Below are 23,785 nucleotides of genomic sequence, written 5' to 3'. Positions count from 1 at the left end.
GGTTGTCCGGGACCACGGAGGCTACCGGCGCGCACCGCCCGGTGAAGGAGGGCGCGGACCCGCGCACTAAGTTCCGTCCCGCTATGAGCGACCAATCCCCAGACCTCGCCGTCGTCACGGTCGGCAACGCCATCGTCGACGTGTTGATCCAGGCCACTGACGACTTCCTCGCCGAGCACGAGCTGGTCAAGGGCTCCATGGACCTGGTCGATCTCGAACGGTCGGCCGCGCTGTACGCCGCGTCGGGCCCAGGCATCGAGATCTCTGGCGGGTCGGCGGGCAACACCGCGGCGGGCATCGCGTCGCTGGGCGGCACCGTCGGTTTCATCGGCAAGGTGCGCGACGACCAGCTCGGCGCGGTGTACTCGCACGACATGGCAGCAGCCGGCGTGACGACCTCGGTCGCGACGGCGCCCGACGCGGCGCACGGCGGCACCGACGATCCCTCGACCGGCCGCTGCCTGGTCCTCATCACGCCCGACGCGCAGCGCACGATGAACACGTATCTCGGGATCGCCGGCCAGCTCACCCCCGACGACGTCGACCCGGCCTTCGTCGCCCGCGGTGCGGTCACGTACGTCGAGGGCTACTTGTGGGACGCACCGCACGCCAAGGACGCGGTGGTGAAAGCCATGGACGCGGCACGTGGCGCCGGTCGAGAGGTGGCGTTCACGCTGTCCGACGGGTTCTGTGTCGACCGCCACCGCGCGGAGTTCCTCGACTTGATCGGACAGCGCATCGACATCGTGTTCGCGAACGAGGACGAGATCTGCTCGCTGTTCGAGGTCGACGACTTCGACACGGCGCGCAAGGCTGCGGCGGCGCTCGACGGCAAGACCTGGGTGTTGACCCGCAGCGAGAAGGGATCGGTCGTGGCCAGCGGCGATTCGACGGTGGCCGTGCCCGCGGCCCCGGTCGACCGGGTCGTCGACACCACCGGCGCCGGCGACTTGTTCGCGGCTGGCTACCTCCACGGCCACGTGCTCGGCCTCAGCCCGGAGCGCTGCGCGCGGATCGGCTCGGTGGCCGCGGCTGAAGTGATCTCCCACGTCGGCGCCCGCCCGCAGACGCCGCTCGCCACGCTCGCCGCCGACCTCTTGGCCTGACGGGATGCGGCCCCGGGCCGCCCTCCGGCACCTGCCGCAGGATGGCTGCGCGTGGCCGACGGACCTGTGAGGCTGGGGACGATGCCCGTCACGGAGAGGTTCGCGGTCGAGGGACACCTCGTCGACTCGTCGATCTTGGCGAGGACCGTCGAGCTGGTGCTCGGCGTCGACCGCGGGGACGGCTGAACCGTGACGGGTCTCGGCTGGGGGCGCCACTTGTTGATGTGCCCACCTGAGCACTTCGGCGTGCGGTACGAGATCAACCCCTGGATGCACCGCGACGTGGCGATCGACCGTGACCGGGCGATGGAGCAGTGGGCGGAGCTGGCCCGCGCGCTGGAGGCCGCCGGCGCGACCGTCGACGTGCTGCCAGCCGATCCGGCTGTCCCGGATCTGGTGTTCACGGCCAATGCGGGCATCGTCGACGGCCATCGTTTCGTGCCGGCTCGTTTCAAGTTCCCCGAGCGTCAAGGTGAGACGCAGATCGACGCCGCCTGGTTCGAGTCGGCTGGCTGGGAGATCTGTTGGCTGCCGGCCGGCATCGACCAGGAGGGAGCCGGAGACGCCTTGCCGTTCGCCGCACCGGGCGGGCGCGGTCACGTGTTGGTGGCGGCCCATCCGTTCCGCTCCGACGTGGGAGCCGCACAGGAGCTGACAGGTCTGTTGGGTGTGGCGGTCCGGTCCGTGGAGTTGGTGGACCCTCGGCTGTACCACCTCGACCTCACGTTCTGCCCGCTCGACGGACGCCGCGCCATCTGCGCGCCGAGCGGTTGGGACCGCGACGGCGTGCGGGCGGTCGAGGAGCTCGTGCCCGAGCCGCTGTGGCTCGAGAGCGCGGAAGCTCTCAGCTTCTGCGCCAACTCGGTGGTGGTCGGGTCCACCGTCGTCATGCCCTCGACGCCGGTGCGGGTCGGGCGCCAACTCGAGTCGTGGGGGTTCGACGTGGTGACGGTCGACGTGGGGGAGTTCCTCAAGGCCGGTGGCGGCTGCCGGTGCCTGACTCTGGCCCTCGACGTCGATCTGGCAGCGGACGTCACCTGAACGTCGCCGTTTACAAATTCGATAATAGTCGTTATTGTCGAGGTGTGAGCAGTGCGCCCGCGGACACGGAGCTGACCGACCGGTTGTTGGCTGCCGCCGCCGAAGTCTTCGCTGAGCGGGGTTACGACAAGGCCGGGGTGGCCGAGATCGCCCGGCGCGCCGGCGTCACCACGGGAGCGATCTACAGCCGCTTCTCGGGCAAGGCCGACCTCCTCGTCGAAGCGCTCGACCCGCACGCGAGCGACGAGCTCGACAAGCTCTTCGCCGACCACCATTTCCAGGGCCGGATGGAGGACATCCTGCTCGCCGCCGGCTCCAGCCTGGTGAAGGACCCGAGCCTCGGCACCAGCACGTTGTTGTTGGAGGCCATGGTCGCCGGTCGCCGCAACCCCGAGATGGCGGAGGTGCTCCGCAACCGGGTGCTCGAGCGCCAAGACCGCCTCCAGGCCATCGTCGAGGCGGCCAAAGGCGACGGCGGTATCGACGACGGCTTCGACACCGACGCGCTGGTCACGTTCTGCCACGCCGTCGGGTTCGGTTTCTTGCTGCTCGACGTACTCGACCTCCCGCTGCCCACGCCGGGCCCCTGGGAGGACCTCATCGCCCATCTGGTCGCGAGCCTGCGACCGCAATCTGAGACACAGAACACCAAGGGGGACCCCCAATGACCACCGACGCCGAGATCCTCGGACGCGACGACGTCAACGACCTCGAAGCGATCCTCGCGATCACGAACACCGACGTGACCGAGGCCATCCACACCGTCGAGGACAACGCCGACGCGATCTTCACGTGGGACTACGAGAAGGGCGCTCGCCCGGCCCTCAACAAGCTGTACGAGAAGGCCAAGCACTCACAGTGGAACGGCGAGACCGACCTTCCCTGGGACACCGATGTCGACATCGAGCAGGTGCTCAACGACAACGGCCGCGTCGACGGCGACATCCTCGCCCAACTCGGCGTCGACCTGACCGGCACCGACTTCGCCAAGTGGGGCAAGAAGGAGTGGGACCAGCTCGGCATCGAGACCGTGCGCTGGACCAACAGCCAGTTCATGCACGGCGAGCAAGGCGCGCTGATCTGCACCGCCAAGATCGTCGAGACGGTGCCGTGGATCGACGCCAAGTACTACGCCGCCACGCAGGTGATGGACGAAGCCCGCCACGTGGAGGTCTTCGCCAAGTACCTCGACACCAAGCTGGGTGGGCACTACCCGATCAACGCCCACTTGCGGATGCTGCTCGACGACATCATCAACGACAGCCGTTGGGACATGACGTACCTCGGCATGCAGATCATGGTGGAGGGCCTCGCCCTCGCCGCGTTCGGCATGGCGCACCAGACCACCCAGGAACCGCTGTTCAAGCAGCTCTTGCGCTACGTGATGAGCGACGAAGCCCGTCACGTGGCGTTCGGCGTGCTGAGCCTGCGGGAGTACTACGAGGGCTTGACCGACGCTGAGATGCAGGACCGCCAGGAGTTCGCGTACGAAGCCGCCGTCCGCATGCGCGACCGGTTCTTGCAGCAAGAGGTGTGGGAGCGGATGGGCGTCGACGTGAAGAAGGCCGTCCACCTGTTCAACCAGACCGACGAGCAGAAGGCGCAGGACCCGTTCCAGCAGCTGCTGTTCTCGAAGATCGTGCCGAACTGCAAGAAGCTCGGCCTGCTCGACGCCAACGGCGGCTGGTTGCGCAAGAAGTTCGACGCGCTGGGCGTGACCCAGTTCGAGGACTGGGTCGACACCGGCGAGGAGTACGAGCTGCTCGACGAGGTGTCCAAGGACCGCGACGCAGCTGCCGAAGCGTCGGCCTGACCGCCGGCGATGGCCCTTCCGCCGCGAACGAGTCCGTACCTCGACGGCAACTTCGCCCCGGTGACCGACGAGGTCGACGTTGTCGACCTCGCGGTCACCGGCACCATCCCGCACCACCTCGACGGCCGCTACCTCCGCAACGGGCCGAACCCGGCGCGCGCCGTCGAGCCGGCCACGTACCACTGGTTCACCGGCGACGGCATGGTGCACGGCCTGCGCCTCCGCGACGGCAAGGCCGAGTGGTATCGGAACCGTTGGGTCCGGTCTGCGGGGGTCGCCGAGGCGCTGGGGGAGCCGCCGCGCCCCACGCTCGAGTTCGACTTCGCTGCCAACACCAATGTGATCGGCCATGCGGGGCGCACGTTCGCGATCGTCGAAGGCGGGTCGTCGCCGTACGAGCTCACCGACGAGCTCGACACCGTGGGTCCGTGCGACTTCGCCGGCACCTTGCCGCAGGGCTACACCGCCCATCCCAAGCGCGACCCCGAAAGCGGTGAGCTCCACGCGCTGTCGTACTACTTCGGGTGGGGCAACAACGTGCAGTACACCGTGATCGGCAACGACGCGCGGGTGCGTCGGACCGTCGAGATCCCCGTGTACGGCAGCCCGATGATGCACGACTTCTCGCTGACCGAGCGGCACGTGGTGGTGTACGACCTGCCGGTGGCGTTCGACCTCGACATGGTGACCGCCGGTGCCACTTTCCCGTACTGCTGGCAGGCCGACTACCCGGCGCGGCTCGGGGTGTTGCCCCGCGACGCCGACGCTTCGGCGATCCGCTGGTTCGACATCGAGCCCTGCTACGTGTTCCACCCGATGAACGCGTACGACGACGGTGACCGGATCGTGCTCGACGTGGTGCGCTACGACCGCATGTTCGACCGGGAGCGCCTGGCCCCGAGCGAGGCCGCCCCCGCGCTCGAGCGGTGGACGATGGACTCGAGGGGCGGCAGCGTCGCCACTGAACGGCGTGACGACCGCGCCCAGGAGTTCCCCCGCGTCGACGAGCGGCTCGTCGGTCGACGTCACCGCTACGGCTACGCCTCGAGCTTCGACCTCGAGCACGCTCGGGAAGCCGAAGGCACCGTGTACCGCCATGACTTGCAGACCGCCACGTCCGTCGTGCGCACGTTCGGCAAGGGATGCGGGGCGGGTGAGTTCGTGTTCGTGCCGAATGCCGCCGACGCCACCGAAGATGACGGCGTGCTGATGGGTCTGGTCTACGACCTGGCGTCAGACCGCAGCAGCTTGTTCCTCCTCGACGCGGCGACGCTCGAGACTCAGGCGCAAGTGCACCTTCCGGTGCGCGTCCCGTACGGCTTCCACGGCAACTGGGTGCCAACCCCCGTCTGACCCGCCCCGGTCCGCCCCCGCACGCCCCGCCCCGGTCTGCCCCGGTTTGCCTGGCGTGGGTGGTGGTGGGGGAGTCAGACCTGCGTCCGGCCGCGGGCAACCACGGCTTGACGGCGGCGCTCCACCTCGGCGGGGTCGATACCGCCGCCCTGCCACTCTTTGGCGACGGCGGCCTCCAAGTCCCACGCGCCCGTCCCGTCGGTGATGGCGCCATCGCGGTACGTCGCGAAGATGCGGCGCACCCCCGCTTGGTCGTTGCTGGCGATGTCGGCGCCGAGTTGACGGCAGAACGGCAGCAGCTCGTCGTGCGGCACCACGTGGTTCACCAGCCCCCACTGCAGCGCGGTGGTGGCATCGACGAAGTTGCCGGTGGCGCTCATCTCCCGGGCGCGTCGCAGGCCGACCGCTTCGGGCAACAGCACGGTGAGGCCCCAGCCGGGCTGGATGCCGACCCTTGAATGCGTGTCGGCGAAACGGGCCTGCTCGGACGCCACCAGGAAGTCGCACGCCAGGGCCAGCTCGAGGCCGCCGGTGATGGCCACGCCGTTGATCGCCCCGATCAGCGGTTTGGTGAGGTCGGGGATTGGGCCGCGCCGCGGCCGTTGGGGCAACAGGTGCCGTTCGAGGGGCGCGTCGTCGAGCGACCCTTCGCCGCTGCCGAGCTCCTTCAAGTCGATGCCGGCGCAGAACGCGGGGTCGGCACCGGTGAGGATGAGCACATCGACGTCGTCGCGCCCGTCGGCTTCGGCGGCCAGCTCGGGGATGCGACGCCGCACCGCCGACGAGAGGGCGTTGCGGGCGCGGGGCCGGTTGAGGGTGATGGTGGCGACGCGGTCAGCGACGTCGAGCAGGACGATGTCGTCGCCGGACGCACCGGTGGCCGTGGTGTCGGGCATGGGTCAGACCTCCGAATCGGGCGGGACGAACTCGAACTTCAGGTCGCCGAGACGCACCAGCGTCGATGCGATCCAGCCGCCCATCGCGTTGAAGTGCTCGTCGAGCACTGACCCGTCGGACAGCTCCGCCTCGCCGAGCTCGTACGTGCCTTCGTAGGACACCTCGATGGCGAACTCGGACTCGGTGAGGTCGTGGCTGTAGCTGGTCTCGACCGTCGTGCCGGTGCGCTCCAGGCGGGCGTCGCCGATCATGCTGGACTCCTGCGGCAACACCGCGAGCACGTCGGCGGGATCGACGGCCGCCCGCAGACGCTGGATGCGGAACACGATCTCGACTTCGATGCGCGGCCGCTCGTCGGACTCCTCGGTGAGATACCAGTTGCGGTACGCGGTCTGCGACCACGTGGGCCAGTCGAGGCTGATGTCGGCCCGGGCCCGTGGCGGGAGACCCTCGCCGGGCAGGGAGTACGACGTCTCCCACGTGAGGTCGCCGAGCAGCACGTCGGACTGGAAGCGTTCCTCGAACGCCTGGCGTTCCAGGAAGGCGCTCTCGACGGCGTCGCGCAGCGCGCCGATCGCGTCGGTGAAGACGTGGTCGAGCATCGTGCGGACCTTAGGTCCCGCGTTGCCAGGCCGGGTGACGATCCGGCCCGCTGCTCGGCCGGCGGGGCGCTCGGCGGATGGGTCCGTTCGCGAGCTTCACGGCAGGTCGATGGGGACGACGGTGGCCGCGGTGGCCGTGCCTTGGCCGCTGGCGTCGGCGGCGTACAGGACCAGCACTGCCGAGCCCGACGGCATGCCGGCCGGCAGGTCGATCGATCCGGTGATGGGCGCGAACGCGCCGTTGGAACCACCGCGCAGGATCCCTTTGGCGAGCACGTGGGGCGACGCGTGGCTCCAGTCCAGCGCCCGGATCTCGACGTTGATGATGGCCTCGAACGCCGTGCTCTCACCCGTGACGGTCAGGTTGCCGCCGGTCACCGTGTGGCCCGTGACCTTGATGTCGGGGCTGTCGGCCGACGCGACTTTCCAGTTGCCGTCGCTGCCGATCACCCCGACATTGGTGGCGGCACCCCGGCCCCGGGCCTTCACGGTGGCGGTGCACTGCTCGGGCGCGCTGGTGAGCACCTCGTCGCAGCCCGTCACGGCCGGGTCGGCGATGTCGAGGTAGTCGGTGGCGAACGACTTCGCGGCGTCGAGCGGCTTCGCCGTGCCGGTGGCGCCGGTGGGCCAAAAGCCAGTGGCGAGCTTCCCGCCGAGGGTCGACGAGCCCGAGCTCGCCGTGGTCGACGCGGTGGCCGACGTCGTGCTGCTCGGCGCCGACACCGACAGCCCGGTGGTGGTGTTCGACGCCTTCTTCGACGAGCCGCAGCCGGCGACGATGCTGGCCAGCAGCGCCACGCTCAGCGCGGCGACCGCGAGGGGCCGGGTTGGCCGGACCGATGTGGTGGGGTGCGCTCGGTGTGACACAGATCCTCCCGCTGGGTTCAGTGGTCGACGCTTCGGGGCCGTGACCGTCAAAGGTCGTGGCCTCAGGGGGTCATGAAGATGATCGGCACGGACAGGTCGAGGTCGCGCGTGCGCAGTGTGGCCAATTGGCGGCCGGGCTGCACCGCGTCCTTGATCGGGTTGCACAGGCCGCCGAGTGCTCTTGCGGTGGCTTCCAGGTCCGCGACGACCATGGCCAGGCCGTACAGGCGGGTGGGCCGGTCGTGGGTGGGTGTGGTGGGGGCCACGAGCTCGAGGATGACTTCGCCGGCGCGGAAGAAGCGCTGTTGCATCGGGATCGAGAAGTTGTCGGCGTCGCGCACTCGCCGCAGTGGCCATCCGCCGGCTTCGAAGGCCGCGGCCGTGGTGGCGCCGTCGGCCGACGTGATCACCAAGTGGTCGAGTCGCTGCGACCCGTTCGGGTGCTGCGCGGGCTCGGGCGGCAGCCGCTTCGACGTGGTGGTGCGGATGCCGTCGAGGTCGGTGATCAACGCGCCGCCCGTGACCCGGGGCGCGTCGCGCAGCGACCAACGCCGGATGCCGCGCTTGCCGTTGGACCCATCGCGACCCACCAACTCGAGGCGCACCGTGCCGATGCGGCACGTCCCGTCGTCGTCGACCGTGAAGCCGGCCGTGCGCCAGTCCTCGGCGTCATCGGCGATGGTCAGCGCGTCGATGGTCGGCGTCACGGCGCCAGCCTACGGACTCCGGCCTGCCGCCACGGCACAGTGGGGGCGCGACGGTGCCGTGGCGCTACGGTGACGTCGCCGGTCGGTCGAGCCGCCGGCCACGGGCCGTGCTGCACCCAAACCAACGGGCCCGCGTCGGGCGCTGGTGATCTGGGGGGCGTGCAGGTGGGGCTGAAGAAGGTCGTGGTCGCCGTCGTCCTCCTCGGGTGCTTGGCCCCGATGCTGTTCGGCGGCGCCCCAGCGGGCGCGGCGGCCACTGCGGACAGCGGGAGCTCGGCCAGGTCGGCGTCGTCGGCTGCGACGGCGCCCACCACCGTCTTTGGGCACCACACGATGACCGGCCAGCCGGTGGTGTGCGCACCCGCGCACGGTGGCATCCGCGTCTGCGACGGTCACGAGCGCGGCTCGGCCGCATCGGACCTTCGCCTGGAGAGCTTCGACGGCACACCGCTGGCCTTCTACGTCACGCTTCCGGCTCAGCCCGCCCGCGGCGGCCACGGCGGCCCGTACCCGCTGGTGGTGCAGAGCCACGGTTGGGGTGCGCCGCCGAGCGGCCCGAACGACGCGCAGTACGGCGGGCCGACGGCCCGTCAGTGGGCGGCGAAGGGCTATGCCGTCCTGCAACTCGCCGCCCGTGGCTGGGGTGACTCGTGTGGCAGCGTGGCGTCGCGGCTCGTGAACGTCACGGCCTGCTTGCACGGCTACGTCCACCTCGACGACTTCCGCTACGAGGCCCGCGACGTGCAGTACGCGGTTGGTCTGCTCGTCGACGGACGCATCGCTGACCCCAACCGCATCGGCGTCACCGGGGAGTCCTACGGCGGCGGCGTGTCGCTCGACCTGGCGACGCTCGAGAACCGGGTCATGGCCGCCGACGGGTCGCTCCATCCCTGGAAGAGCCCCCGCGGCGTGCCGTTGCACGTGGCCGCCGCAGTGCCGTTCGCCGCCTACAGCGACTTGATGTACTCGCTGCGGCCGAACGGGCGGACGCGGTCGTCGCAGGTCACCCCGCTCGCCGCGGACCTCTGGCCCGCCGGGGTGGAGAAGGCGTCGATCGTCAGCGGTCTGTTCCTCGTTGGTGGTCTCGGCGCGTATTACGCCCCCCCGCTGCTCGACTCGCAGGCCGACCTGTTGACGTGGTTCGCCACCATGGCCGCCGGCGAGCCGTACTCGACGCCGGAGAACCGGTCGATGATCCGCCAGGCCGCCCAGTTCCACTCCTCGTACTTCCTGCTCGCCGGCGCCTTCGGGGCGAAGCGGCAAGCGCCGGCGCCGCTCCTGCTCGCCAACGGGTTCACCGACGATGTGTTCCCCGCCGACGAGGTGCTGCGGTACTACAACCTGGCTCGGGCCTCGTTCCCGACGAACCCGATCGAGGTGTTCCTCGCCGACATCGGCCACCAGCGCGCCAACAACAAGGCCCGCGACACGGGGTTGCTCCATCGCCGTGTCGAGGCGTTCTTCGACCACTACTTGAAGGGCGCCGCATCCGGCTCCGCTGTGGGCGTGACCGCGCTCACCCAGACGTGCCCGGTCTCGTCGCCATCGGGTGGGCCGTATCGCGCCGCGACCTGGGACGCGCTGCATCCCGGCGAGGTCGCGTACACCTCGCGGGCGGCGCAGACCGTGCTGTCGACGGGCGGCAACCCGCTCGTCGCGAAGGCGTTCGACCCCATCCTCGGCGGTCTGGCCTGTACGACCGCGCCCGCCGGCGGTGCCTTCCCGGGCGTCGCGAGCTATTCCCTCCCGGCGGCCACCGGGTCGGGTTACACGCTGCTCGGCGCGCCGCAAGTGACCGCGGACTACCGGGTCATCGGCGCCTTCCCGTACCTGGCAGCCCGGTTGGTCGACGTGGATCCCGCCACGAACACGGAGACCCTTGTGGCACGGGGCATCTACCGGATGAACCCGAGGCGTCCCGACGGCCGCCAGACGTTCGAGCTCCACGCGGGGGCATGGCACTTCGCGGCCGGCCACGTCCCGAAGTTGGAACTGCTCGGCACCGACCTCCCGTTCTCCCGACCCTCGAACGGCGTGTTCTCGGTCACGGTGTCGAACCTCCAGCTGCGCTTGCCGGTCCACGAGGTTCCGGGCGCCCGCGGGGTGCCGAAGGTGGTGACCCGACCAGCGACCACGCGTCTGGCGCCTCGCCCTCACGACCCGCGCGGGTAGGTCGCTGCGCACGCCTATCCGCGCCTCGCCCTCAGGACCTGCGCGGGTAGGTCGCTGCGCACGCCTGTCCGCGCAGGTCCTCAGGACCTGCGCGTCCCGCTCGAGGCATTCGTGCCAGGCCAGGTCGCGCGGGCCGTACGATGTCGGTCCGTCACGGGCTGTAGCGCAGCTTGGTTAGCGCGCCTGCTTTGGGAGCAGGAGGTCGGGAGTTCGAATCTCCCCAGCCCGACTACGAGCAGGCCGCCGGGAGACGCGTGGTCGGCATCGTGAACTGCCGGACGAAGTCCCACGCGCCTTGCGCGCCGTTCGGCGCCTTCCGGTCGGCGTAGCCAGCCCACTTGGTGTCGTCCGTCGGTCCGCCGGGCCACTTGTGCGGCATGCCGTGGATCAGCCATTTCTCGGCCACCAGGCAACCGCCGGGGCCGCGGTACGTGCTGACGTCGTAGCGGTAGCCGCCCGGCTCCCTTTGGTGGCTGATGCTGGCTGGGGTCAGGGCGAGCGGCGCGTTCTGATGGCCGCTCAGCGCCAAGTCGCCGGTCCGCAACGCTTGCTCCAACGCCTTCTCTCCGCACTGGTGCGGAAACGCCAGGTCGGCGTCTGACGTGATCACCATGGTGGGGACGACTCGGGCACGCGGCCCCATCTCGGCAAAGGCGAGCTGCGCGCTGAGCTCGACGGGGAGGCCAGTACCTGTCGTGAAGCAGAACGCGTCCATGTAACCGGCGGACTCGACGTTGACCGCGGCGGTGTACAAGTCGGGGTACGACGCGGTCAGCGCGGATTGCATCAGCCCGCCGGCCGACACCCCCACCACGTACACGCGGCGGGGGTCGATCGGCGCCCGCGTCATGGTGTCGCGGGTCAGGGACGCGATCGCTGCTGCGTCCCCGTAGCCACGGAAGTACGTCAGGGGGTCGTAGAACAACCAGGACTGGTTGATCGGTCCGGGGGCGATTCGGCCGACGTCGTCGACGTCGGGGTACAACACCACGAAGCCCTCACGCTCGGCGATCCGGTTGAACCCGGTCGCGTGGATCTCCTGCTCCGCCGTCGTCTGGGCGCCGTGGACCATCACGACGAGCGGCACGCGCCGGCCGGGCCGCAGCGAGCGCGGTACGTACTCGATGAACCGGTAGGTGCGGTGGTGGAACTTGTACCGGCCCGCGATGGTCCGACCCGGGTCTGCTGCGGCACCGGAGGTGTGCGCGCTCGCGCCCGCGTGCGCCGCGGGTGCAGCTCCGGCGCTGGCCGGTCCCACCGCCATGCACGCCACCGCCAGCATCGCTGCTGCCGCCAGCCCGATGATCCGCCCTGCATGTCGCTTGTCTCCCAGCACGCCGCCATCTTCGCCCCCCGCCGCGCCGCGTCCTGCCCGCGTGGCGGAGTCGGCTGCCTAGATCGCTTCGAGCTCCATGCCGGCCGTCTCGGGAAATGACACGGCGATCATGGCCGCGGCCAACACGGGACCCAGCGAGAGCAGGAGCACCACGGTCGGGAGGCTTCCTGCGCCAGCCAGCAGGCCGCCGGCCAGCACGAAGCTGAGCGACTGGCCGACATAGCGGGCACCGTTCGCGAACGAGTTGCCGAAAGACCGCATCTCGGTGGCGAACAACTCGGCGCCGAACCCGGTACCAGTGGGCCACGCGCCGAACGACCCGGCGTAGACCAGCGCCAATGACGCGAACAGCTCCAATTCCCCCCGGGCCACATGGAAGAAGCAGTACAACCCGATGACACCGATCGCCACGAAGGCGCACAGCACCGGCTTGCGCCCCAGCACGTCGCTCGCGGCACCGGCGAGCAGGAGGATCGGCAGGGCGAGCGCCCCGGACGCCACCAAGGTCAGGCTCGCCTGCGAGCCGCTGAGGTGCCGTTGGGACTGCATGAAGTCGACGACGTAGACGGTCGCCTGCGCGGTCAGGTTCATCAGCAGTGCGACGGCGCAGACGAGGAGGAGGCGTTGGCGATGAGGTGGGCGGAGTAGCCGGCGCCAGGCGGTGACGTGGAGGCCGCTGCTCACGACCGAGCGGTACCGCTCGGTCTCGACGAGGGACCGCCTCAGGCGCGTGACCACGAGCACCATCGGTAGCGCGCCGAGGTACAGCCAGCGCCAGGAGAGGTCCAACGGGCTGAGCAGGGTGCCGTTGACGATGGCAGCAGCACCAGTGCCGAGCGCAGAGGACATCGCGAGCCACCCGAACCCGAAGCCGCGCGCACCAGCGGGCAGGGCTTCGGCGACGACCGTCCAGACCAGTGCGACTTGGAGGACCAGGAAGAAGCGAGCCGCGCACTGCAGCGCGACAAACGTCCCGAGATCGGGTGCGGCAGCAGTGGCGGTGGTCATCACCGTGTAGCCGACCATCGCGACGAGCAACGTGCGCCGGCGTCCGTGACGGTCGGCCCAGCGGGCACCGATTACCGCGGGTAGCGCGCCGAGGTAGATGACGGCGATCCAGAGGGCCGCCGTCGACTGGCTGATGCCGAACGTGTCGCGCAGAGGCTTCAGCGCCACGGTGATGATGGTGAAGTCGTAGCCCTCGAAGAACATGGCCACACCGAGCACGAGCAGCAGGCGCCAGTGGGTGGGATCGAGCAGGTGCCGCGAGCCGATCAGCCCCGCGCCCGGCGGTTCGGCGGTGGGAGGGACATCGCTCACCTCCGTGCCCAAGGGATCTGGGTGACGGGCCAACGTGGACCTAACCCTGCCGCTCGGGGACTCGTCGGCGGAGACGGCGCGCCTCGTTGGGCAGCAGGCTGGGATCGTCGAGGCGATGCGCCAAGGCTCGCCCGATCCAGACGCCGTCGATCCCTCCCAGCGCGCGTCGGTACTGGCCCGCGACCAGCCGCTGGCCGAGCCGGCCAACCACGCGATCGAGTGCTCCGCCGGGTACCTGCGAGAACGTGATCAGCACCCAGGTGAGCGCTTCGTCGAGACCTGGCGGACCACGGCGGGCACCTTGCCAGTCGATCAGCACCGGCCCGGACGGGCCGAGGATGACGTTGCCGGGGTGCAGATCGGTGTGCAGCAACGTGTCGCCCTCGCCCGATGGGCACGTGAGCCATTCGGGTCCGGGTACGGCGTGGACCAGATGGTGCAGCTCTGCGAGCACGGCGGCGTGGCGGCGCAGTGTCCAGGGCTTGGTGATGAGCGCGTCGAGCATGGTGGGTCCCGTCACGTGCTCCATCACGATGTCGGGGCCGCTCGCCTCGAACACTTGCGGCACCGGGACGCCGTTTGACTTCGCGAGCCTCATCACTCGCACTTCGGTGTCGACCTCGATCCGGGCGTCGCGGTAACGCCGAAGCACCCGGCCGCCCCCGATGTCGAAGGTGTCGCTCCATCGCCCGCTCCCGATGAGCCGCCCTGGCGCGGACGATGTCGTCACCGCTCCCGCCCAAGGCGCGGCGCTGCTTTGAACATTGCGTCTGCGTTGCGAGGGTGTTCGCGACGGGGATCGATCCTGAACTGCTGCTCCGGCACGAGCGCACGCGCTTCTGTCGCCCAGCCAGCGATGGCCTCGGCGAGGCGGAGCCCGAAGAGCGCCGCCATCCGGGCGTAGCTCGCGTCGGGGATTGAGGCGAGCAGCTCGTAGAAGGCGCGGTAGCGGTCTGCATCCTCGGCCGCTTGCTCGGCGACTTCGTCGAGCAGCCCAGCGGTGGCCGCAGGAGCCCGGCGATGACCGAGGAAGGTCTTGAGCAGGAACGGGATCTTGAGCTGCACCTCGTCGGCCGGTGCGCGCTCGAGCCAGGCGTCGAGCGCTTGCTCACCCTCATTGGTCAACCGGAAGACCCGCTTGTCGGGGAGCCGCTCCTGGCTCACCGTCTGACCGTCGATCAACCCGAGCGGCTCGAGTCGGGACATCTCGGCGTACACCTGGCTCTTCGAGATCGGCCAGAACAGTCCCACGGACCGTTCGACGGCTTGGAACACGTCGTAGCCCGACATGGGTGCGATCGACAGCAGACCCATCACCACATACGACGGCGTCGACAGCCGCGGGCCGACCATCACGTCACTATATAGTCCAGACTGGACTAGGTCAACGGCGTCGGACGGTGCCCTTCAGGTGGGAGGGCCGAGGTCCTTCTCGCCATGGAACGTGGCGATGGGGTTGTCGTTGAAGTTGTGGATGCGGCGGTAGCCGGCGGCCTCGTACAGGGCGATGGCGTGCGGTTGCCGGGGCCCGGTGTCGAGACGGGTGGCCCGGAACCCGAGTTCGCGAGCGAGTGCTTCGAGCGCGGCGAGGAGCTGGGCTGCGACGCCTTGGCGACGGGCCGCAGGCACCACGAACATGCGTTTGATCTCACACGTGCCGTCCCCGAGGTCCTTCAGGCCGTCGACGCAGATGGCAACGCCGCCGCGCCGACCGACGAGCAGGGTGCCGCGCGGTGGCGTGAAGTCGGCGGGTCCAGCGCTCGGCATCGATGCGTCGTCGATGTCGAGGCCGTCGTACAGCTCGGCCATCTCGCCCCGCATCGCGTCGAGCAGGTCGGTGGCAGGCGACTGGTCGGCGGGGGCCGGTTCGAACACCACGGCGGTGGGCACGCCCTGACGCTACGTCGCCGGCGCGGTCCTCCAACGGGTGGGTCCGCGTCTCGGGTGCGCCGAGCGACGAATCTGGTGTGACCATGCACAAGGTCCGTGACTTCTGCGCACGGGTGGTCGGCGGGGCAGCGCTCATCGGTGTCGTCGCGTGGACGCTCGTGGTCTCCGCTCTCGCCGCGCCCGTCGCGGCCGCGCGCGCGGTGCCGGGGCAGACCCCGCCGTCGAGCAGGTCGACCACGACCACCCCGACCACCGCAGCGACGACCACCACCGGAGCAGCTGCGTCGACCACGGCGCCGGGCACCCCGAAGAAGCTGCTGATCGTCGGCGACTCGGTCATCAAGGGCGTCGAGGTCTACGGGCAGTTGCCCACGCTGCAGGCTGCGCTGCCTGGCTACGCGGTCACGTTCGACGCCGAGGAGAGCCGCAGCACCGTGGGCGGCGCCGGCGTGATCTTGTCGCGCAACCCCGCCCAGTTCGACACCGTGATCGTGTCGCTCGGCACGAACGATGCCGGCTCACCCGAAGTGTTCAAAGGCCGGGTCAAGACGGTCCTCGACGAGCTGAAGGCCGTGCCGCACGTGTTTTGGACCACGGTCCACGAGCGGGGTCGGTACGCCAAGGAGTACACGGCGTCGAACCTCGCACTCGACGAGGTCGCGGGCCAGTACCCCAACACCAAGGTGATCGACTGGAACGCGTTCGCCAACACGCTGGCGCCCGCCGAGCTGGCCGGCGACGGCCTGCATCTGTTGCCGGCGTCGGCAAAGGCCATGGCCACGCTATTGGCCCAATCGGTGCTCGGCACCACGCCGTACTCGCGCTCCACCGCGCCCACCACCACCGCTCCGCCGACCACCGCATCCGCCACGACCGGGTCGCCGACCACGACCGCCTCGTCGAGTGGGTCGGGGTCGTCCTCGAAGGGCTGGCTGATCGGCATCGTCGTCGGCGCGGTGCTGCTGGTGGGATTCCTGGCCGCGGCCGTCGCGGGGTGGCGCCGGTCGAAGGCCCGCCGCCGGGAGGAGCGCAAGGCCCGCCTCGACAAGCTGTTCGGCCCCTCGGGGTCCGGCGACCTCGGCGCACCACCTGGAGGCGAGGTGGCGTGGACGCCGGTCGTTGCGTCGCTCGACGACGCGGAGCCGGAGCCTTTGCCGGAACCCGAGCCTCTGGCCGAACCCGAACTGCTGCCAGAATCCGAGCCCGAGGCGGCTGCCGAGGACGAGGTCGCTGCCGCCCCCGCGCCAGCTCCAGAGACCGAAGCGGACCCCGGCCCGAGTCCCGACGCCGACCCGCCGGTGGCGGACCGATCGAAAGTGCTGCTGTTGCCGCCGTCGCCACGAGACGCGACCGGCGACCCGGCGACGACGGCCGGGTCGGGCGAGGAGGTGTCCGACGACCCGCCCTTGTCGGATCACTCCTACACCCACGACGCGCCCAGGCCGGTCGCCGCCGCGCCGGCCGACTCCGGCGCGGCCGATCAACCGGCGGGCGAGGGGTCCGACGACACCGGCATCGCACCGGTCGACTGACGTCGCCGCCGCGCCCCGCGCACCACGGCGACGGCGCCCGCGGCCACCACCCGCACCACCGTCCAGAACGCCACGATCCCTGAACCTGCCGCCACCCGAGGACGTGGCTGAAGCCAGCGTGACGTCCTCGTTGCGGGTGTCCTTCTTCCTTCGCGCCGTAGCCTCTACGTCCTGTGCGACCAGTCGGACCTGTCGTGACCGAGGCCGGCGCGGACGAGCGATGCCCCTCGTGCCACGCGCCGGTCCAAGAGTCGTGGCTCACGTGCATCCATTGCGGTGGTCCGCTGGCGGTCGCGGCCGAGCTTCCCGTGGGCACGCTGCTGCGCGAGGGGCGCTACCGGTTGCTGCGCGTGCTCGGGCGGGGCGGCTTCGGCATCACGTACGAGGCCGACGACGCGCGCCTGCACCGGCGGGTCGCGATCAAGGAACTGTTCCCCGAGTCGGTGGTGCGCCACGGCACCATGGCGCTCGCCGCACCTGAGGCCCGCGCCGCGTTCCGCGACGCAAAAGGCCGGTTCCTCGGCGAAGCGCAGGTGCTGGCGCGCTTCGACCACCCGGGCATCGTGCGGGCGTACGAGGTGTTCGAGGCGCACAACACCGCGTACCTGGTGATGGAGCTGATCGAGGGGCGGACGCTCGCCGACCTGCTCCGCGAGCACGGCCCGATGCCCGAGGCGCAGGCCGTGAGCGTGGCGGCGCGCGTGGCGCCCGCGCTCGAAGCCGTCCACGACGCCGGTGTGCTGCATCGCGACGTGAACCCGTCGAACATCGTGCTGACGCCAACGGGCCGGGTGGTGGTGATCGACTTCGGGATCGCCCGCCGTTACGACGGGTCGACCACCGGGCCGCTCACGCGCATGGTGACGCCTGGCTACTCGCCGCCCGAGCAGTACGCGGAAGCGGCCGCGCTCGACGTGTCGTCCGACGTGTACGGGCTGGCCGCCACCCTGTACCGGCTGCTCACTGGGACGGCGCCGACTTCCGCGCTCGACCGCCAGCAAGGTCGACGGCTCGCCGCTCCTCGCGAGCTGCGTCCCGACCTGTCGAAAGACGTGAGCGACGCGGTGCTCGACGGGCTCGAGCTCGACCCGCGCCACCGACCTCAGTCGATGCGTGCGTTCGTCCGCCGCCTCGGGGTCGCCGTGCCGGAGCCGGGCGATGCCCGAACCGAGCTCGCAGGTCCGGCGGGTGTGGTCGACGGCCACACCGAGGCAGCGCCCGTGCGCGACGCGCACGTACCTCCGCCGGCTCCGGCGCTGAACCAGTCTGCGCCCCCGCCGCCGGCACCCGTGCTGGTCCCGCCCGTCGCCGTCGCCCCGCCCGTCGCCGTCGGTCCTCCCATGGCGGGGCAACCAGGCGCGCCCCCGGTCGCGGCGGCGCCGGTGGCGGGGTGGGGGGTGCCGGGGCGGTGGAAGGTCACGCTGCCCGTCGCCGTGGCCGCGGTGGCGCTCTCGTCGGCGTCGGTCGTGCCGGTGAGCGGCCTGTTGGCGCTGGTGGCGCTGCCGTTGCTCGCCACGCTCGGCGACTTGGTGGTGCACGACCATCGCCTGCGCACCGGGCAGGCCTCGCGGCGCTGGCACCAGTGGCCGCACTCGACGGTGGCACCGCTGCGTGCCGTCCGCAACTTGGGCGTCGCGCTCGGCTGGGCGGTGCCGGGCCTGGCGATGGCGGGCGTCACGATCGTGGCAGGCGTGCTCACCGACAGCCCGCGCTGGTCGACGTTGCACGACGTGCTCGTTCGGGTGGGCGGCGCCCTGGCGGGGTGCCTGCTGCTGTGGGCGTGCGCGAAGGGTGGTCCGACGTTCCAGTCAGGGCTCGGCGTCGATCGTGCCGCGGGCCGCTTCGTGGATCAGCGCGGCAAGCTGCTCCAAGCGGGCTGGGTCCTGTGGATCGTGGCGATCGGAGTCACCGCGTTCGGGCTGTGGCTCAGCCCTGAGGTCTGGCCGTTCGGCCGCTGAGCGCCCGACCGGAACAGACCCGGCCGATCACATCCCTGGCCCGGAGGCCGGTGTGATCAGCTGCCGCGTTTGCCCGCGTTGGGCTTGCGGCCGTGGTTGGCCTTCTTGCGGCGCGCGTTGATCTTCTTCTTCAAGGTCCGCTTCGACATAGCGGATCGAGGTTAGAAGGTCGGGTGGGTGGCGGTCCAAGCGACGAGGTCGTCGGCGCCCATCGTGTTCACGATCCGCTCGGCTTCCACGCCTGCGGCGGCCGCCTTCTGGCATCCCAGAGGTTGCCATTCGAGCTGGCCCGGCGCGTGCGCGTCGGTGTCGATGCTCAACAAGCAGTCCCATTCGAGCGCGAGCTGCAGCAGCTCTTCGGGCGGGTCCTGGCGCTCGGGGCGGCAGTTGATCTCGACGGCGGTGCCGAAGCGGGCGCACGCGGCGAACACGAGCTCGGCGTCGAACGTGGCCTGGGCCCGGCCGCCTTTGCCCGGCTCGCCTTCGTCGAGCGGACCGGGCCGTGAGCCGTGCGGCATCTTGCGACCGGTGCAGTGGCCCAGGATGTCGACGTTGGGGTCGGCCACCGCCTGCACCATCCGCTCGGTCATCGCCCGGTGCTCCATCGACAGCTTGGAGTGCACGCTGGCGACCACCACGTCGAGCTCGGCGAGCAAATCGGCATCTTGGTCGAGAGAGCCGTCGGCGAGGATGTCGACCTCGATGCCGGTGAGGATCCGGAACGGCGCCAGCTCTTCGCGGAGCTGGTCGATCTCCTCGAGCTGTGCGCGGAGCCGCTCGCGGTTGAGGCCGTGGGCGATGGTGAGCCGGGGGGAGTGGTCGGTGACCACGAGGTACTCGTGACCCAGCGCTTGTGCGGCCTCGGCCATGGTGCGGATCGATGCGCCGCCATCGGACCAAGTGGAGTGCGTGTGGCAGTCGCCCTTCAGCGCGTCGCGCAGCGCGCTGGCGGCGGCGTCGCCGCGGTCCACCACGGTCGCGGCTTCGAGCTCGGTGATCCGCTGCGGTGTGTGACCGTCGAGCGACTCGACGATCACTTGGGCGGTCGACTTCCCGATGCCCGGCAGGTCGGTGAGGCGGTTGCGCTGGTGCAGGCGGCGGATCTCGTCGGACCCGACCTCGCGCACCGTCTCGGCGGCCTTCACGAACGCTTGCGCCTTGCGACCCGGCGCCAGACCGCGATCGAGCAGGTAGGCCACTCGTTCCAGCGCGGCCACCGGCTCGTCGGCGTACGGCTCGGTCGGGGCGTCGGCGGCAGTGGCCATCTCCGCGACGGTAGCCCCGGCGGCTCGTCAGGAGAGCAGGGCGGTGGGGACGTCGACCAGGCGGGCGCGCAAGTACTCGCCGAGACCCTTCGCCTGTGCGTCCGTGCGGGTGGAGTCGGCGACGCCGCGGCCGAGCAGGCCGTGCACCACGAAGTTCACCGCACGCAGGTTGGGCAGCGAGTGGCGTTCGACGGGTAGGTCGGCAGCTTCGGGCAGCAGCTCGCGGAAGCGGTCGACGGTGACGTACCCGTCGAGCCAGGCGAACGCGGCGTCGGTGCGCGCCCACAGACCGACGTTGGCGTTGCCGCCCTTGTCGCCCGAGCGCGCGCCCACGACGGTCCCGAGCGGTGCGCGGGTGGTGAGGGCGGACGGCACTGCAGGGGCGGTCGGTGCGGTCGTCAGGCCGAGATCTGGCGACGCGTTGTCGGTGGCGGGGTGCCAGGAGACGTCGCCGACCATCTCGCCGTCGAGCCAAACATGCTGGGTGATGTTGCTGCCGTCGACCAGCGCCGGCCAGTACACGCCGAACGGCTTCGCGCCCGTGGGTGGGCTGGTCATGAAGAAGCCGGGGTAACTGGCGAGCGCCATCTCGATCGCGGGGTTCGAGAAGGCCCGACCGACCTTGGCCTGGTCCCGGTCCTTCACGGTCACGCGCAGCTCGGCCAGGGCCTGGTCGTTCGTGGGTGGGTCGGCAACGTCGTGGCGCACGAGCTGATCATCGACCTCGTCGAACGCCTCGCGGCCCCCGGGAACGTGCTTCCACAGCGTGCGCTCGGCGAGCTCTGCCTTGGCCTCGATGTCGAGGCCGGTGAGCACGAACGTCATCGCGTTGCGGAACCCGCCGGCATAGTTGATCGCCACTTTGGCGCGGTCGGGGCGCGTGTCGCCGCGCACGCCGGTGATCGCCACGCGGTCGGGACCGTCGTCGGCGAGCTGGATCGTGTCGAACCGTGCGACCACGTCGGGGTTGGCGTACTCGGGCCCCGCGATCTCGTACAGCAGCTGCGCCGTCACCGTGCCGATCGAGACGAGCCCGCCGGTGCCGGGGTGCTTGGTGATCACCGACGACCCGTCGGCGTGGACCTCGGCGATCGGGAAGCCCGGGTGCTCTAGGTCCGGCACCTCGCGGAAGAACGAGTAGTTGCCGCCCGTGGCCTGCGCGCCGCACTCGATCACGTGGCCGGCCACCACCGCTCCGGCGAGGGCGTCGAGGTCCTCGGGCGACCACCCGAAGCGCCATGCCGCCGGCCCGACCACGAGGGCCGCGTCGGTGACGCGACCGGTGATCACCACGTCGGCGCCGGCGTCGAGGGCGGCTTTGATGCCGAACCCGCCGAGGTACGCGTTCGCGGTGATCGGGGTGACACCGGCGTCGACGAGCGACTCACCGGTGTCGAGGTTGGCGAACCGCTCTCCGGCAGCGGTGAGTTCGGGGAGGCGGGGCAGGAGGTCGTCGCCCTCGACATGCGCGATCCGCGGTGACAGCCCTTGCGCTTCCGCCACCGCCCGGACCGCGGCGGCGCATCCGGTCGGGTTCAGCCCGCCCGCGTTCGCCACGACTTTGATGCCGCGCACGAGGCACGTGGCGAGCACCTGGTCCATCTGCGTCACGAACGTGCGGGCGTAGCCGGCCTCGGGGCGTTTCACCCGCTGGCCCGCAAGGATCAACATGGTGAGCTCGGCGAGCCAGTCGCCGGTGAGCACGTCGATCGGCCCGCCTTCCACCTGCTCGCGGGCGGCGGCCAGGCGATCGCCGAAGAACCCCGAGCAGTTCGCGATGCGCAGCGGTTCGTCGGGCGGGCCCGAGGCGGTCACCGCTGCCGCTCCTCCTGCCGCTGGGCCGCGATCCCACCGGATCGGTCGGATTTCGGCCCAGCTTCGAGCACGACGAGCACTTGGCGGGCGTCGACCTGGTCGCCGGGCGCGACCAGCACGTCGATCACGGCACCGTCGATGTCTGCCGTCAGGCGGTGCTCCATCTTCATCGCCTCCATCACCACGAGGGTCTGGCCGGCCAGCACCGTGTCGCCCACGGTCACCTCGACCGCCACCACCGTGCCCGGCACCGGCGCCGAAGGCCCGTGCGCCGACGCGTCGCCGCTGCTCGTGGCGAAGCGTGGCACGGTGCGCAGCTCGGTCTGCCAGCGGCGGTCGTTCACCCACACCCGGCAGCCTCCGGGGTCGTCGAGGTCGCCGACCACGTTGACGTCGGCGTTCACGCGGAGGCCGTCGACCTCCATCTCGACGCGGTCGCCGTTCACCCACACACCCTCGGCGCTGCCCGCAGCCACCTCGTTGCCGTCGCGGGTCACTGCCACGGGCATCCGGGCGCCCGAGCGGGGTGGCGGCCCGTACACCACCTCCAACACCTCATCGGGCGAGCCGGCCACGGCGAAGGCCTGGCGCGCCGGTGCGGCGCCGACGTTGCGCCAGCCCGCCCGCGCCACTTTCGGGAGGCCCGCGCTCGTGGTCGCGGCGTCGCGGCGGGCGCGCAGCGCCAGGGCCGCCGCGATCGCGTGGCGCTGCACCACCTCGGCCGGCGGCGCTGCGGTGAGCGTGTCCGGGTGATCGTCGAAGAACCCGGTGTGCGCGTGTCCCGCCGCGAACGCCTCGTGCTCGAGCACGGCCACCAGCGAGTCGCGGTTGGTGATGAGCCCGTGCAATCGCATGGCACGGAGCGCCCGTGCGAGGCGCCCCGCCGCGGCGGTGCGGGTGGGGGCGTGCACAACCACCTTCGCCAGCATCGGGTCGAAGTGGGGCGACACGTCGTCGCCGCTGCGCACCCCCGAGTCGCACCGCACCCCCGCGGCCTCGCCGGGAGCCAGGTCGAACCGGTCGATGGTGCCGACCGACGGCATGAAGTCGTTGGCCGGATCTTCCGCGTACAGCCGCACTTCGATGGCGTGGCCGTCGGCGGTGATCGATTCCTGGGAGAGCCCGAGCACCTCACCCGCGGCCACGCGCAGCTGCAGCTCCACCAAGTCGACGCCGCAGATCTGCTCGGTGACCCGGTGCTCCACCTGCAGTCGCGTGTTCATCTCGAGGAAGTAGCACTCGTCGCCGGCCACCAGGAACTCGACGGTGCCTGCGCCGCGGTAGTCGACGCTGCGCGCGGCGGACACGGCGCTGGTGTGCAGCCGGTCGCGCAAGGCATCGGAGAGCCCGGGCGCCGGGGCTTCCTCGACCACTTTCTGGTGGCGGCGCTGCACTGAGCAGTCGCGGGTGAAGTAGTGCACCACGGTGCCGTCGGCGTCGCCGAACACCTGCACTTCCACGTGGCGCGGCCGTTCGAGGTAGCGCTCCAGGAACACGGACGGGTCGCCGAAGGCGGACGCGGCTGTTCTGCGGGCGCTCGTGATCGCGTCGGCCAACGCCTCCGCGTTCGCGACCAACGTCATGCCTTTGCCGCCGCCGCCCGCGGCCGCTTTCACCAGCAGTGGGAAGCCGACCTGCTCGGCGGCGGCGGCCCAAGCGGCCGCGTCGTCGCCGTCGATCGTGGCGCTCGGCAGCAGCGGCACGCCCGCTTCCGCCACGCGGGCCTTCGCCACCACTTTGTTGCCCATCGCGTCGATCGCCTCGGGCGAGGGCCCGACCCAGGTGAGCCCCGCGTCGATCACCGCTCGTGCGAACGCGGCGCTCTCCGCGAGGAACCCGTAGCCGGGGTGCACTGCGTCCGCGCCCGTGCGATGGGCCGCGGCGAGGATCTTGTCGATGTCGAGGTACGTCTCGGCCGCAGTGACTCCTTCGAGTGGCACTGCCTGGTCGGCCGTGATCACGTGCGGTGCGAACTGATCGGCTTCGGCGAACACCGCCACCGTCGACAGCCCGAGCTGTTGCGCGGTCTCGAAGATCCGCAGGGCGATCTCGCCCCGGTTCGCCACCAACAAGGTGCGGATCGGTCGGCGCGCCGGCGCCTCGGTCATGGC

The 23,785-nt window shown here is 70.8% G+C and carries 20 protein-coding genes and 1 tRNA gene; 9 read left to right on the top strand and 12 right to left on the bottom strand.

The window, feature by feature from the left end; all coding sequences use genetic code 11:
• Positions 1 to 83: 83 nt before the first annotated feature.
• The 5 genes from VHA73_00190 (at position 84) to VHA73_00170 (ending at position 5,313) form a co-directional block, all read left to right on the top strand.
• Positions 84 to 1,106 carry an adenosine kinase gene (locus tag VHA73_00190; protein ID HVX16425.1) on the top strand — a complete coding sequence of 341 codons (1,023 nt, stop codon included), beginning with the start codon at positions 84 to 86 and terminating at the stop codon, positions 1,104 to 1,106.
• A gap of 189 nt (positions 1,107 to 1,295) precedes the next feature.
• The gene (locus tag VHA73_00185) at positions 1,296 to 2,147 is read left to right on the top strand and encodes an arginine deiminase-related protein (protein ID HVX16424.1); all 852 of its coding nucleotides are present in this window, start codon (positions 1,296 to 1,298) and stop codon (positions 2,145 to 2,147) included.
• A 44-nt stretch (positions 2,148 to 2,191) separates the two neighbouring features.
• Positions 2,192 to 2,815: a helix-turn-helix domain-containing protein gene (locus VHA73_00180; protein ID HVX16423.1), complete on the top strand. Its 624-nt coding sequence runs from the start codon at positions 2,192 to 2,194 to the stop codon at positions 2,813 to 2,815.
• Positions 2,812 to 3,960, top strand: a complete 1,149-nt coding sequence (locus tag VHA73_00175; GenBank protein HVX16422.1) for a ferritin-like domain-containing protein — start codon at positions 2,812 to 2,814, stop codon at positions 3,958 to 3,960. The genes VHA73_00180 and VHA73_00175 overlap by 4 nt, the downstream gene beginning before the upstream one ends.
• Positions 3,961 to 4,020: 60 nt before the next feature.
• On the top strand, positions 4,021 to 5,313 hold the full coding sequence (locus tag VHA73_00170; protein HVX16421.1) for a carotenoid oxygenase family protein: 1,293 nt from the start codon (positions 4,021 to 4,023) through the stop codon (positions 5,311 to 5,313).
• Between the two features lie 74 nt (positions 5,314 to 5,387).
• Here the strand turns inward: VHA73_00170 and VHA73_00165 are convergent, their stop codons facing one another.
• The 4 genes from VHA73_00165 to VHA73_00150 form a co-directional block, all read right to left on the bottom strand.
• Entirely contained in the window at positions 5,388 to 6,209 is an 822-nt protein-coding gene (locus tag VHA73_00165; GenBank protein ID HVX16420.1) for an enoyl-CoA hydratase, read from the bottom strand.
• 3 nt (positions 6,210 to 6,212) lie between these two features.
• Entirely contained in the window at positions 6,213 to 6,812 is a 600-nt protein-coding gene (locus tag VHA73_00160; GenBank protein ID HVX16419.1) for a hypothetical protein, read from the bottom strand.
• A 96-nt stretch (positions 6,813 to 6,908) separates the two neighbouring features.
• Positions 6,909 to 7,679, bottom strand: coding sequence for a hypothetical protein (locus VHA73_00155; protein HVX16418.1), 771 nt, complete (start codon positions 7,677 to 7,679; stop codon positions 6,909 to 6,911).
• Between the two features lie 62 nt (positions 7,680 to 7,741).
• On the bottom strand, positions 7,742 to 8,386 hold the full coding sequence (locus tag VHA73_00150; GenBank protein HVX16417.1) for a hypothetical protein: 645 nt from the start codon (positions 8,384 to 8,386) through the stop codon (positions 7,742 to 7,744).
• A gap of 159 nt (positions 8,387 to 8,545) precedes the next feature.
• Between VHA73_00150 and VHA73_00145 the strand changes: the two genes are divergently transcribed.
• Positions 8,546 to 10,558: a CocE/NonD family hydrolase gene (locus tag VHA73_00145; protein HVX16416.1), complete on the top strand. Its 2,013-nt coding sequence runs from the start codon at positions 8,546 to 8,548 to the stop codon at positions 10,556 to 10,558.
• A 154-nt stretch (positions 10,559 to 10,712) separates the two neighbouring features.
• Positions 10,713 to 10,787: transfer RNA gene (locus tag VHA73_00140), tRNA-Pro, on the top strand.
• On the opposite strand, the gene VHA73_00135 is transcribed toward VHA73_00140, so the two are convergent.
• Genes VHA73_00135 through VHA73_00115 form a run of 5 tightly spaced genes read right to left on the bottom strand, consistent with a single transcriptional unit; the run spans position 10,788 to position 15,104 of the window.
• Positions 10,788 to 11,894: a PHB depolymerase family esterase gene (locus tag VHA73_00135; GenBank protein HVX16415.1), complete on the bottom strand. Its 1,107-nt coding sequence runs from the start codon at positions 11,892 to 11,894 to the stop codon at positions 10,788 to 10,790.
• Between the two features lie 57 nt (positions 11,895 to 11,951).
• Entirely contained in the window at positions 11,952 to 13,214 is a 1,263-nt protein-coding gene (locus tag VHA73_00130) for an MFS transporter (protein ID HVX16414.1), read from the bottom strand.
• Between the two features lie 40 nt (positions 13,215 to 13,254).
• Entirely contained in the window at positions 13,255 to 13,944 is a 690-nt protein-coding gene (locus VHA73_00125) for a phosphotransferase (protein HVX16413.1), read from the bottom strand.
• Positions 13,941 to 14,567, bottom strand: a complete 627-nt coding sequence (locus tag VHA73_00120) for a PadR family transcriptional regulator (GenBank protein HVX16412.1) — start codon at positions 14,565 to 14,567, stop codon at positions 13,941 to 13,943. The genes VHA73_00125 and VHA73_00120 overlap by 4 nt, the downstream gene beginning before the upstream one ends.
• A 54-nt stretch (positions 14,568 to 14,621) precedes the next feature.
• Positions 14,622 to 15,104: a GNAT family N-acetyltransferase gene (locus VHA73_00115; protein ID HVX16411.1), complete on the bottom strand. Its 483-nt coding sequence runs from the start codon at positions 15,102 to 15,104 to the stop codon at positions 14,622 to 14,624.
• Positions 15,105 to 15,187: 83 nt separating this feature from the next.
• On the opposite strand from VHA73_00115, the gene VHA73_00110 reads away from it, so the two are divergent.
• Positions 15,188 to 16,636 (top strand): hypothetical protein, encoded by a 1,449-nt coding sequence (locus tag VHA73_00110; protein HVX16410.1) that lies wholly within the window; start codon positions 15,188 to 15,190, stop codon positions 16,634 to 16,636.
• Positions 16,637 to 16,830: 194 nt separating this feature from the next.
• Positions 16,831 to 18,594 carry a serine/threonine-protein kinase gene (locus tag VHA73_00105; protein ID HVX16409.1) on the top strand — a complete coding sequence of 588 codons (1,764 nt, stop codon included), beginning with the start codon at positions 16,831 to 16,833 and terminating at the stop codon, positions 18,592 to 18,594.
• 161 nt (positions 18,595 to 18,755) lie between these two features.
• Here the strand turns inward: VHA73_00105 and VHA73_00100 are convergent, their stop codons facing one another.
• From VHA73_00100 to VHA73_00090, 3 genes are read right to left on the bottom strand one after another with little or no spacing between them, the layout of a single operon-like run.
• A complete protein-coding gene (locus VHA73_00100; GenBank protein ID HVX16408.1) occupies positions 18,756 to 19,859 on the bottom strand; it encodes a PHP domain-containing protein in 1,104 nt (367 codons plus the stop codon).
• A 27-nt stretch (positions 19,860 to 19,886) separates the two neighbouring features.
• A complete protein-coding gene (locus VHA73_00095) occupies positions 19,887 to 21,674 on the bottom strand; it encodes an acyclic terpene utilization AtuA family protein (protein ID HVX16407.1) in 1,788 nt (595 codons plus the stop codon).
• The gene (locus VHA73_00090; protein HVX16406.1) at positions 21,671 to 23,782 is read right to left on the bottom strand and encodes a biotin carboxylase N-terminal domain-containing protein; all 2,112 of its coding nucleotides are present in this window, start codon (positions 23,780 to 23,782) and stop codon (positions 21,671 to 21,673) included. The genes VHA73_00095 and VHA73_00090 overlap by 4 nt, the downstream gene beginning before the upstream one ends.
• Between the last annotated feature and the right edge of the window lie 3 nt (positions 23,783 to 23,785).

This window comes from Acidimicrobiales bacterium, from assembly GCA_035547835.1.
Lineage (GTDB): Bacteria > Actinomycetota > Acidimicrobiia > Acidimicrobiales > Iamiaceae > DASZTW01.
The sequence above is the reverse complement of the archived record's forward strand: the minus strand, read 5'-3'. Positions and strand labels throughout refer to the sequence as shown.

Bases quoted from the DNA above. Each gene is read 5' to 3' on its own strand.
- VHA73_00120 (HVX16412.1), bottom strand. From the start codon at position 14,567: ATGGTCGGCCCGCGGCTGTCGACGCCGTCGTATGTGGTGATGGGTCTG.
- VHA73_00165 (HVX16420.1), bottom strand. From the start codon at position 6,209: ATGCCCGACACCACGGCCACCGGTGCGTCCGGCGACGACATCGTCCTG.
- VHA73_00160 (HVX16419.1), bottom strand. From the start codon at position 6,812: ATGCTCGACCACGTCTTCACCGACGCGATCGGCGCGCTGCGCGACGCC.
- VHA73_00100 (HVX16408.1), bottom strand. From the start codon at position 19,859: ATGGCCACTGCCGCCGACGCCCCGACCGAGCCGTACGCCGACGAGCCG.
- VHA73_00090 (HVX16406.1), bottom strand. From the start codon at position 23,782: ATGACCGAGGCGCCGGCGCGCCGACCGATCCGCACCTTGTTGGTGGCG.
- VHA73_00190 (HVX16425.1), top strand. From the start codon at position 84: ATGAGCGACCAATCCCCAGACCTCGCCGTCGTCACGGTCGGCAACGCC.
- VHA73_00110 (HVX16410.1), top strand. From the start codon at position 15,188: ATGCACAAGGTCCGTGACTTCTGCGCACGGGTGGTCGGCGGGGCAGCG.
- VHA73_00175 (HVX16422.1), top strand. From the start codon at position 2,812: ATGACCACCGACGCCGAGATCCTCGGACGCGACGACGTCAACGACCTC.